7 protein-coding genes are annotated in these 11,173 nt (G+C 71.9%); 3 read left to right on the top strand and 4 right to left on the bottom strand.

Annotated features, from left to right (window positions below):
* Positions 1-854 (top strand): siderophore-interacting protein (locus GUY60_RS26220; protein ID WP_161702079.1); only part of this gene is annotated, 854 nt, incomplete at its 5' end.
* 10 nt (positions 855-864) lie between these two features.
* On the opposite strand, the gene GUY60_RS26225 is transcribed toward GUY60_RS26220, so the two are convergent.
* The 3 genes from GUY60_RS26225 to GUY60_RS26235 form a co-directional block, all read right to left on the bottom strand.
* Positions 865-4,413 (bottom strand): AfsR/SARP family transcriptional regulator, encoded by a 3,549-nt coding sequence (locus GUY60_RS26225; protein WP_161702081.1) that lies wholly within the window; start codon positions 4,411-4,413, stop codon positions 865-867.
* Positions 4,414-4,536: 123 nt separating this feature from the next.
* The gene (locus GUY60_RS26230; RefSeq protein ID WP_161702083.1) at positions 4,537-5,193 is read right to left on the bottom strand and encodes an MBL fold metallo-hydrolase; all 657 of its coding nucleotides are present in this window, start codon (positions 5,191-5,193) and stop codon (positions 4,537-4,539) included.
* A gap of 9 nt (positions 5,194-5,202) precedes the next feature.
* Entirely contained in the window at positions 5,203-5,889 is a 687-nt protein-coding gene (locus tag GUY60_RS26235) for a maleylpyruvate isomerase family mycothiol-dependent enzyme (protein ID WP_161702085.1), read from the bottom strand.
* Between the two features lie 224 nt (positions 5,890-6,113).
* Here GUY60_RS26235 and uvrA point away from each other — a divergent pair, with 224 nt between their 5' ends.
* Positions 6,114-9,188, top strand: coding sequence for an excinuclease ABC subunit UvrA (uvrA, locus tag GUY60_RS26240; RefSeq protein WP_161702087.1), 3,075 nt, complete (start codon positions 6,114-6,116; stop codon positions 9,186-9,188).
* A 300-nt stretch (positions 9,189-9,488) separates the two neighbouring features.
* Entirely contained in the window at positions 9,489-9,917 is a 429-nt protein-coding gene (locus GUY60_RS26245) for a Rieske (2Fe-2S) protein (RefSeq protein WP_161702089.1), read from the top strand.
* Between the two features lie 28 nt (positions 9,918-9,945).
* On the opposite strand, the gene GUY60_RS26250 is transcribed toward GUY60_RS26245, so the two are convergent.
* Positions 9,946-10,881: a hypothetical protein gene (locus GUY60_RS26250; RefSeq protein ID WP_161702091.1), complete on the bottom strand. Its 936-nt coding sequence runs from the start codon at positions 10,879-10,881 to the stop codon at positions 9,946-9,948.
* Between the last annotated feature and the right edge of the window lie 292 nt (positions 10,882-11,173).

Raw genomic sequence — 11,173 nt, forward strand, 5'->3', positions numbered from 1 at the left:
TCCTCCAGGTCGTCCACGCCCACCGCCCCACCCCGCGCCTGGCCCGCATCACCCTCGGCGGCCCCGACCTCGCCGACTTCCGGGTCGAAGGCCCCGACCAGCAGGTCAAGCTGTACTTCCCCAGGCCCGGCCAACAGCGCCCCGAACTGCCCGGACCCGAGGTCGGTGGCGGCGACCTGATGCGCTGGTACGAGGAGTTCAACGCCGTCCCTGAAGCCGACCGCCCCTGGGCGCGCAGCTACACCGTGCGGGCCCACCACCCGGCGGCGGCCACCATCGACATCGACTTCGTACTGCACGGCGACGGTGAGGCGGGCCCCGCCACCCGCTGGGCGGCCGCCGCCCGGCCCGGCGACACCCTCGGCATGTTCGGCCCCTCCGCCTACTTCGCCCGGCCGATCCCGCTCGGCGCAGGGGACTGGACGCTCCTCGCCGGCGACGAGACGGCACTCCCCGCACTCGGCACGATCATCGAAGCGCTGCCCGACGGCGCCAGGGCGGTCGCGTACATCGAGGTCACGGACGCCGACGACGAACAGCACTTCACCACCCACGGCGAGCTGACCGTGCACTGGCTGCACCGGGGCGGCACCCCGGCCGGACACGCGGGCCTCCTCCTTGACGCCGTGCGCGCCGCCACCCTGCCGGAGGGATCGGCGTACGCATGGCTCGCGGGCGAGGCCGGGGCGGTACGCGACCTGCGCCGCCACCTCGTGGGGGAACGCGGCATGCCCAAACGGGACATCGACTTCACCGGGTACTGGCGGCTACGCCTCACCCAGGACGACGCCCCCACCCCCGACGACCTGGCCGACGCACAGGAACTCCTGGCGAGCATGACCGGAGGAGAGTGAGCCCGCCCGCTCACACCAACTCGGCCGCCTCCCGTACGGACAGGCCTGCGCCCGCTGCGTGGGCCCGTTCGTACGCCGCCCCGCCCAGGGCAGCGCGCAGCTCGGCCTCGGCCCGCTCCCGCATCCGCCCCGCGTCGGGGAACGGACGGAACCCGAAGCTCCCGCTCACCCCGTAGCCGTCGTACGCGCCGACAAGCCGCGCCCCGTCCGTCCCAGCGCCGAGCCGCGCCTTGGCCCAGGCCGCGACGAGGAACTGGTCGACCACCAGCCACGGCGCGACCAGGTACGCGACGCTCGCCAACTGCCGTACCGCCCGGCCGACATGCTCCGCCGCCTGCTCGAACCGTCCGTCCAGACAGTCCAGCCAGGCGTGCTGCCCCGTGAGCGCGCCCGCGAACAGCGCCGACACCCCGCCCGGCAGCGCCCGCTCCAACTCCCGCAACTCCTCTCGTGCTTGTGCCGTACGTCCCGACGCGCCGTAGTGCTGCACGAGCAGCAGCCGCGCCGTACTCACCGGCTCTCCGCCGAACCGGTCCGCCTCCCGCGCCGCCTCCCGCAGCAGCCGCTCGGCCTCCTCCCTCCGCGCCGCATCCGTGGCCAACCGCAGCCGCACGTCCGCCAACCGCGCTTTGAACAGCGGCACTTGATGGTGTGCCCCGATCCGCTCCGCGCCGGCCATCGCCCGCTCGAAGTCCGCGGCCGCCCGCTCGAACCGACCCCGACGCGCATGCTGCTCGCCGCGCGCCGACAAGGACTCGGCGATGCCCCACGGGTTCCTGGCCCGCTCGAAGTGGCCGAGCGCCCGGTCGGCGTCACGCTCCGCCGGATCCGGAGACTCCGCCTTGTCGTGCGCGAGCCGCGTCCGTATCAGATACGTGAACCCCAGCTCCCACGTGTGCCGCTCCCGCCACCGTCCACCCAGGCCCTCGATGTCCCGGACGACCGCGTCCATGGTCGCCTCGAGACTGTCGAACCCGCCGGTCATCAACCGCGCGAAGTACCACATCGACCCCGGCTGCCGAGCCGTCTGCGGCATCCCCGAGCGGTACGCCGCCACGACCCGGTGCAGATACGCCTGCGTGTCAGGCCGGGCGAGCGCGTCCGCGTCACCCTCCGCGCTGGTGGCCCGCACCAGCAGCCGCACTCCGCGCCGTGCCTCCCACAGCTGTTCCTCCTCCCACGGCGGCGGCCGGTCCGTGCACCGCTCCTCCAGCGGTACGGCGATACGCACCGGCTTGTCGAACGGGTCGGGCCCCAGCGCCGCCACCCCGGCGGACCAGGCACGCGCATCCGCCTGGTGGCCCCGCAGTTGCCAGAACCAGCTCATCGACAGCGCCAGGCACAGCCCTTCCTGCTCCTCGCCCAGGTCGACGGCCGTACGCAAGGCGGCGCGGATGTTGTCGTGCTCCCGCTCGAACAGGCCCAGCCAGCCGGCCTGTTGCGGCCCGCGCAGTTCCGGGTCGCCGACGCGTGCCAGCTCCCGGTACGCCGTCAGATGGCGCCGCGCGACGAGCTCCCGCTCCCCGGCCTCCATCAGGCGCTCCGCCGCGTACTCGGCCACCGTCTCCAGGAGTCGGTACCGCATGTCCGCACCGCCGCCGGGTGCTCCGCAACGGCCCCGGTCCGAGTCCGACCATCCACTCTCCTCTCCTCGCGTCTCTTCTCCTCGCGCGCCTTCCCCTCCTGTCTCTCTCTGCGGCACCGCCACCACGAGGGACTTGTCCACCAGCGACGCCAGCGCCTCCAGGGCGCCCGCACCGCAGACCGCCTCCGCCTGCTCCAGGGCGCAGCCGCCGGAGAAGACGGCGAGCCGCCGCAACACCGCCCGCTCCGGCTCGTCGAGCAGATCCCACGACCAGTCCACGACGGCGCGCAGGGTCTGCTGGCGGGGCAGCGCGGTACGGCTGCCGCTGCCCTTGCCGAGCAGCCGGAACCGGTCGCCGAGCCGGTCCGCGAGCTGCCGCGCGGTGAGCAGCCGCAGCCGCGCGGCAGCCAGTTCGACGGCGAGCGGGAGCCCGTCGAGCCGGCGGCAGATCTCCGCGCAGGCGTCCGGATGGTCCTGCACGCGGAAACCCGGCCGCGCGTCCCCGCCCCGAGCGTCCAGCAGCCGCAGTGCCACGTCCTGCGGCAGTGGTTCGACCGGGCGGACCACCTCACCCGGCACGCCCAGCGGCTCCCGGCTCGTGGCCAGCACGGTCACCTCCGGGCATGCGGTGAGGAGCGTGTGCGCCAACTCGGCGGCGGCGCCCACGAGATGCTCGCAGTTGTCGAGGACGAGCAGCAGCCGTCGTCGTCCGCAGTGCTCCACGAGCTGCGCCAACGGGTCGCGGGGCGCGGGCTGCAGCTCCTCGGTGGACGTACCGGGGCCGCGCACCGTCGTCTCGCGGGCGCCTAGCGCGGTGAGCACCGCCTCCGGGACGGTCTCCGCGTCGCGTACGGGTGCCAGCTCGGCCACCCATACGCCGTCCGGCCACACCTCCTCTCCTGCTGTCTCGCGCCCTGCACGGGTGGCCTCTGTCGCCAGCCGCGTCTTGCCCACCCCGCCGGGGCCGAGGAGTGTGACAAGTCGCTGCTTCTGCAACTCCCGGGCCAGCGCTTCGAGTTCCAGCTCGCGGCCGACGAAGGAGGTGAGGGGAGCGCGGAGCCTGCCCTGGGCGCGCGCCCCCGGCGCAGGGGAGTGCGACGGGTGTTCGACGGCCGAATGTGACACCCCTTCCGGAGTCTGTGCGTGCGCAACGACCTGTCGTGGCCGCGGAGACTCCGGCTGCTGTGGCGGTGGCCGGTGCAGCTGGGCCGGTGTGTCCCGTAGCTGTTGCGGCGGGTCCCGCCGCAACAACTCCGCGTGCAGCGCCCGGAGTTCGGCCCCCGGATCCGTACCGAGTCGCTCGGCGAGCCCGACTCGCACGTCCTCGTACGCGGCCAGCGCCTGAGCCGTACGCCCCGCCGCGTGCAGCGCCAGCAGTCGCAGTGCCTGCAGCGGTTCGTCCAGTGGGTCCACGGCGGCCAGCGCGGTCAGCTCGCCGAGCACCGCGTCGGCGCGCCCCGAGGCGACCTCCGCCGCGAGTCGGCCCCGGTGCGCCCGGGTGCGCAGCCGCTCCGCGCGCGCCGCCAGCGGGTCCGTCGTACGCCCCGGCAGGTCGAACAGTGCCGGCCCGGTCCAGAGCGCCAGGGCCTCGTCGAGGAGTTCCGCCGCGTGCACCGCCTCGCCCTCGGCGGCGGCATCCGCGCCCGCCGCGGCGAGCCGTTCGAAGCGGTGCAGGTCGACGCTGTCCCGGTCGGCGGCGAGCCGGTAGCCGCCGGGCGCCGAGGTGACCGCCGCGTGGCCGAGCGCCCGCCGTAACCTGCCGACCAGCGCCTGCAGGGCCTTCACCGCATCGGCCGGAGGATCTTCCTCCGGGCCCCACACCTGGGCGATCAGATGCTCCACGGTCACGGCCCTGCCGCAGTCCGCCGCCAGCGCGGTCAACAGGGCCCGCAGCCGGGCGCCGCCCAGCGGGATCTCGCTGCCGTCGGAGCGCAACGCGCGTGCCGGGCCGAGTACGCGGTACAGGGGAGTCACCCGGCCATTGTCCAAGGCACGCGGACGACCGCCCTGTCTCCGGTCGGCAGCCACGCCACAAAACGGCGGCTACAGAAACGCGCGTGTGCGGCCGTTACGCGGCCGCATCCAGTCGGGGTCGGGCTACCAGCCGCGCTCGTGCCACTCCGCGAGGTGCGGACGCTCGGCGCCCAGCGTGGTGTCGTTGCCGTGGCCCGGATAGACCCAGGTCTCGTCCGGGAGCTGCCCGAAGATCTTCGACTCGACGTCGTCGAGCAGGCTCGCGAACGCCACCGGGTCGCTGTGTGTGTTGCCCACACCGCCCGGGAACAGGCAGTCGCCGGTGAACGCATGCGGGTGACCGTGCGGGTCGTCGTAGACCAGCGCGATGGAGCCCGGGGTGTGGCCCACCAGGTGGCGGGCGGTCAGCTCGACGCGGCCCACCGTGATGGTGTCCCCGTCCTCGACCGCGACATCGGTCGGCACCGGGATGCCGTCCACGTCGTACCGGCCCGCATACGTGCGCGCGCCCGTGGCGCCCACGACCTCGTTGAGCGCGCCCCAGTGGTCGGCGTGCCGGTGGGTGGTCACCACTGAGGCGATGCCGCTGTCACCGATGAAGTTGAGCAGTGTGCTCGCCTCGGCGGCGGCGTCGACGAGGAGCTGCTCGCCGGTGGTCCGGCAGCGCAACAGGTACGCGTTGTTGTTCATGGGGCCGACCGCGATCTTGGAGATCATCAGGTCCGCCAGTTCGTGCACGTCCGCGGGTCCGCCGACATTCACCGCTCCGCTGTACGTCATGTCAGCACCCTACAGAGCGGGCAGTACGGGCAGCGGCCCGCCGTCGCACTTCAGACCGGCACCCTCGCGGCGGCCCGCGAGCCAGCCGAGCAGGTCGGCCGACGGGCCGGTCACGGACACCACGTCGCCGTCCGCGCGGCCGGTGGTCCACTGCCCGCCCTCGGTCGCGGTGACCGCGATGCGCGGCAACGCGGCGTTCCCCGAGAAGCGGTCGGTGAGGAAGTCGATCTCCCGCCGGGTGAAGTCGGCCGACAGGTGCTCAAGGTCGTAACCGATGCCCAGGTCGACGTGGTGCAGCTCCACCTCGATCAGACGTCGGAACGGCAGCCTCGAAGCCGTGTCGATGACGCCGTTGCGCAGCTCCACGGCGCGCGACCAGTCGGCGTCGACGGCGGCCTCCTGCTGGAACCGCTCGGCGCTCGCACGCAGGTCGGCCAACTGTTCGCCCTGCCCGCGCGGGGCGTCGCGGTCGATGTCGCCGTCGCGGTCGGCGGCGCTCGCGTACATGGGCCGGCCTGCGAGGACGTTCACCAGGGCGTCGGCGTTGCGGGAGAGGTGGGCCAGGACGTGGCCGCGGGTCCAGCCCGGCAGCCGTGACGGCGCGGCGACTGCCGCGTTGTCCAGTCCGGCGACCGCGGCCAGGAGCCGGTCGGTCGCTTCCCGTACAGACTCCAGGTCGCGCACATGATCGTTCATGGTCCCGACGATAGTCCCGGCCACTCGATCGGGTGAAGCATTCAGGCCGCCACCGTTAATCGAATGCACGTGCTATAGCCTGGGTCGAAACTCTCCGGGCCCGATGGAATGCGCAGCGGTGCCGAGGAGTTTCAAGCAGTGCAGTCCTTCGCTGTGGTGGCCCCCAATAGTCTGTCGAGACGGGGGCCCCGCCCCCGCTTCTCTAGTGAAAGGTGCGGACCGGCGTGGCCGACCGTCTCATCGTCCGTGGCGCGCGCGAGCACAACCTGAAGAATGTCTCGCTCGACCTCCCGCGTGACTCGCTCATCGTCTTCACCGGTCTGTCCGGTTCCGGGAAGTCCTCGCTCGCCTTCGACACGATCTTTGCCGAGGGGCAGCGGCGGTACGTGGAGTCGCTCTCCTCGTACGCCCGGCAGTTCCTGGGCCAGATGGACAAGCCCGACGTCGACTTCATCGAGGGCCTCTCCCCGGCCGTCTCCATCGACCAGAAGTCCACCTCGCGCAACCCCCGCTCCACGGTCGGCACCATCACCGAGGTCTACGACTACCTGCGCCTGCTCTTCGCGCGTATCGGCAAGCCGCACTGTCCCGAGTGCGGGCGGCCCATCGCCCGGCAGTCGCCGCAGGCCATCGTCGACAGGGTCCTGGAGCTCCCCGAGGGCAGCCGGTTCCAGGTGCTCTCCCCGCTGGTGCGTGAGCGCAAGGGCGAGTTCGTCGACCTCTTCGCCGAGCTCCAGACCAAGGGCTACAGCCGCGCGCGCGTGGACGGGCAGACCATCCAGCTCTCCGAGCCGCCCAAGCTGAAGAAGCAGGAGAAGCACACCGTCGAGGTGGTCGTCGACCGCCTCACAGTGAAGGACTCCGCCAAGCGCCGCCTCACCGACTCCGTGGAGACCGCGCTCGGCCTCTCCGGCGGCATGGTCGTGCTCGACTTCGTCGACCTCCCCGAGGACGACCCCGAACGCGAGCGGATGTACTCCGAGCACCTCTACTGCACGTACGACGACCTCTCCTTCGAAGAGCTCGAACCCCGCTCCTTCTCGTTCAACTCGCCCTTCGGCGCCTGCCCCGACTGCACCGGCATCGGCACGCGCATGGAGGTCGACCCCGAGCTGATCGTGCCCGACGAGGACAAGTCCCTCGACGAAGGCGCCATCCACCCCTGGTCGCACGGCCACACCAAGGAGTACTTCGGCCGCCTCACCGGAGCCCTCGCCGACGCCCTCAGCTTCAGCACCGACACCCCCTGGGCCGCACTGCCGCAGCGCGCCAAGAAGGCCCTCCTGCACGGCCACAAGACCCAGATCGAGGTCCGCTACCGCAACCGGTACGGCAGGGAGCGGGTCTACACCACGCCCTTCGAAGGCGCCGTCCCGTTCGTGAAGCGGCGGCACAGCGAAGCCGAGAGCGACGCCAGCCGCGAGCGCTTCGAGGGGTACATGCGCGAGGTGCCCTGCCCCACCTGTGAGGGCACCCGCCTCAAGCCGATCGTCCTCGCGGTCACCGTCATGGGCAGGTCCATCGCCGAGGTCTCCGCCATGTCGATCGCCGACTGCGCGGACTTCCTGGCCGAGCTGAAGCTCAACGCCCGCGACAAGAAGATCGCCGAGCGCGTCCTCAAGGAGGTCAACGAACGGCTGCGCTTCCTCGTCGACGTCGGCCTCGACTACCTCTCCCTGAACCGCGCCGCGGGCACCCTCTCCGGCGGCGAGGCCCAGCGCATCCGGCTCGCCACCCAGATCGGCTCCGGCCTCGTCGGCGTGCTCTACGTCCTCGACGAGCCGTCCATCGGCCTGCACCAGCGCGACAACCACCGGCTCATCGAGACGCTGGTCCGGCTGCGCGACATGGGTAACACCCTGATCGTCGTCGAGCACGACGAGGACACCATCAAGGTCGCCGACTGGGTCGTCGACATCGGCCCCGGCGCCGGTGAGCACGGCGGCAAGGTGGTGCACAGCGGCCCCATGAAGGAGCTGCTCACCAACGCCGAGTCGATGACCGGCCAGTACCTCGCGGGCAAGAAGGCCATCCCGGTCCCGGAGATCCGCCGCCCCACCGACCCGGGGCGCCGCCTCACGGTGCACGGCGCGCGCGAGAACAACCTCCAGGACATCGACGTGGCGTTCCCGCTCGGCGTCCTCACCGCCGTCACCGGAGTCTCAGGATCCGGCAAGTCGACGCTGGTCAACGACATCCTGTACACCCACCTGGCACGGGAGTTGAACGGCGCCCGCAGCGTGCCCGGCCGGCACACGCGCGTGGACGGCGACGACCTCGTCGACAAGGTGGTGCACGTCGACCAGTCGCCCATCGGTCGTACGCCGCGCTCCAACCCCGCGACGTACACCGGAGTCTTCGACCACGTCCGCAAGCTGTTCGCCGAGACCACCGAGGCGAAGGTGCGCGGGTACCTGCCCGGACGGTTCTCCTTCAACGTCAAGGGCGGCCGCTGCGAGAACTGCTCCGGCGACGGCACCATCAAGATCGAGATGAACTTCCTGCCGGACGTGTACGTCCCGTGCGAGGTCTGTCACGGCGCGCGGTACAACCGCGAGACCCTCGAAGTGCACTACAAGGGCAAGTCCATCGCCGAGGTCCTCGACATGCCCATCGAGGAGGCCCTCGGCTTCTTCGAGGCCGTTCCGACCATCGCCCGCCACCTCAAGACGCTCAACGAAGTGGGCCTCGGGTACGTCAGGTTGGGCCAGTCCGCGCCCACGCTCTCCGGTGGTGAGGCGCAGCGCGTCAAGCTCGCCAGCGAGCTGCAGAAGCGCTCCACAGGACGCACGGTGTACGTCCTGGACGAGCCCACCACGGGCCTGCACTTCGAGGACATCAGCAAGCTGATCAACGTCCTCTCCGGCCTGGTCGACAAGGGCAACACGGTCATCGTCATCGAGCACAACCTCGACGTGATCAAGACCTCCGACTGGGTCGTGGACATGGGCCCCGAGGGCGGCAACGGCGGTGGCCTCGTCGTCGCCGAGGGCACCCCCGAGGAGGTCGCGGGCATCCCGGCCAGCCACACCGGCAAGTTCCTGCGGGACATCCTCGGCGCGGACCGGGTCAGCGACGCGGCGGTGGCACCCGCAGGCAAGCGCCCCGCGAAGAAGGCCACGGCCAAGACGGTGGCGGCGAAGGCCCCCGCCAAGAAGTCCGTCTCCGCGAAAACCGGCACAGCGAAAACCGTCTCCGCCAAGACCGGCACAGCGAAAACCGGCACTACGAAGTCGGGCACCGCGAAGAAGGCGGCCAAGGCTCCGGCGAAGAAGGCCACCCGAGCCGACAAGGCCTGACCCGGCCCCGCAAGGACCGGTACGGCCGGCAGTCGCGCCGACGCCCGGCGGCCGACCCACGCCGCACGGCCCACCCGTGGCGGACGGGCTCCTCACCGAGCCCGCCCGCCACGGCACCGGCACGGCCCGACGGCTGGGTCGCCGTACTGCCGCTATACCGCCGCCGTACCGCCGTCCGAAGCCCGCCGGGATCAGCGCACCGAAGGGCTGCGCGGGCACCTGTGGGGGTGCAAGTCGGCGTACTGATCTGCACCGGTATCGTCGGCCGTGTCACCGACGCCCCTGACCAGTGGAGACCCCATGCCCGGCACGCCAGCCGCCCGTCGCACCGTGCTGAAGGGCGCCGCCCTGGCGGGGGCTGCGGGACTCTCCGTCGCGGCCTGCTCGACGGAGTCGAAGGTCGGGCACGCCAAGAACCCCACGCCCACCGCGCCCGTCGACCTCGGCGACGCGGAGGCCGTCCCGGTAGGCGGCGTGAAGCTCTACCGCGAGCAGCGCCTGCTCGTCACCCGCTCCGCCGACGGCGAGTACAACGCGTTCAGCGCGCAGTGCACCCACGCCGGGTGCGTCCTCGACAAGATCGAGAAGGACGAGGGCAACTGCCCCTGCCACGGCAGCCGTTTCGACGTACACACCGGCAAGGCGGTGAAGGGCCCGGCCACCGTGCCGCTGCCGAAGGTGCCGGTGCGCACCAAGGACGGCAAGCTGATCGCCGGCCCCGAGGCCTGAGCCCGCCGGGGCCTTGCGAGGCGCTCCGTCACGCCCAGTCCCAGCCGATCCCCAGCAGCCCCGCGCGTACCTGCGGCTCCACCAGGTGCACGGAACGGTGCTGTCCGTTCAGCGTGAGGTCCTGGCGGCCGCTGCGCCGGGCCGTCGCCGAGTGCTGGACGAAACGGTGACAGCGCACCGGCAGCGCCCCCGGATGAAAGCGGACCTGGAGGGCGTACTGCCCGCCCGCGAAGCTGAATCCGCGTACGTACTCGCTGCTGGGGCCCGCCGTGCCGTCCTCGAAGGCGTAGTGGAACAGATGGGTGTCGCCGATCCGCAGCCGCGCGTCGAAGATCAGCTCGGCGATCAGCATTCCGGTCTCGCGGTGCCAACGCACCCGTCCCGTACGGCAGTTCTCGACCGCGCTGACCGTCACCCGGTCCGGGGCGCATCCCGGGTCGCCATGGTGGATGGCCATATAGCGGTCCACCCCGTCACGGTGCGCGCGCACAATGTGCTGGGAGTCACGGCCCAACAGCTCCCGGTCCGCGCCGATCCGCACCCGCTCCTGATGCCCGACCGTGTGCAGCCCGCCGTCGAGCGGTGACTCCAGCTCCCCGAGCATCGCTTCGAGCGCGCCGGACCCTTCCAGAAGCGAACGGTACGAGCGGGTCGCTGGCCGTTCCGTTTCCGTGTCGCGGTCGAGCAGCTTGAGCAGTGAGCTGTCCGGCAGCCGCAGCACCTCCTCCAGGGCGCGGACCGCGCGCAGCGACTCCGGGCGCTGGGGGCGGCGGGCGCCCTGCTGCCAGTAACTCAGGCTGGTCACACCGACGTTCACGCCCTTGCCGGCGAGATGGTGGCGGACCCGGTGCAGCGGCAGCCCGCGTACGGTGATGGCCGCGCGCAGGGCGACGTGGAACGGGCCGGTGCGCAGCGCGGTCGCCAGTTCGGCCGCCTCCTGGGTGTCCTCGCCGACGTTCCGCATGGGTCGCCCCTCCTTGTGAACGTTCACGGTGGCCGAGCGGCCGGAGCGCGCCCGTGGGCGCTGGAGCACTGGTCGGTGCACGGGGCGCGTTCACAGTTGTCCACGCCCGTTCACGCGCCGTGCCACCCCGCATTGAAGCGGGTTGACCTGCCCCCGACAACCGCCGATGCTCCTGCACAGCGTCCGGACGCGCTCCTCCACTCCCCACCCCCGCCTCAGGGAGGAACGCGATGCGCAACCGAAAGAGACGGCTGCTCGCCGCGGCCGTGATCGGTGCGGCGACGACCCTCGC

Origin of the sequence: Streptomyces boluensis, from assembly GCF_009908195.1 — a bacterium.
Classification (GTDB): domain Bacteria; phylum Actinomycetota; class Actinomycetes; order Streptomycetales; family Streptomycetaceae; genus Streptomyces; species Streptomyces boluensis.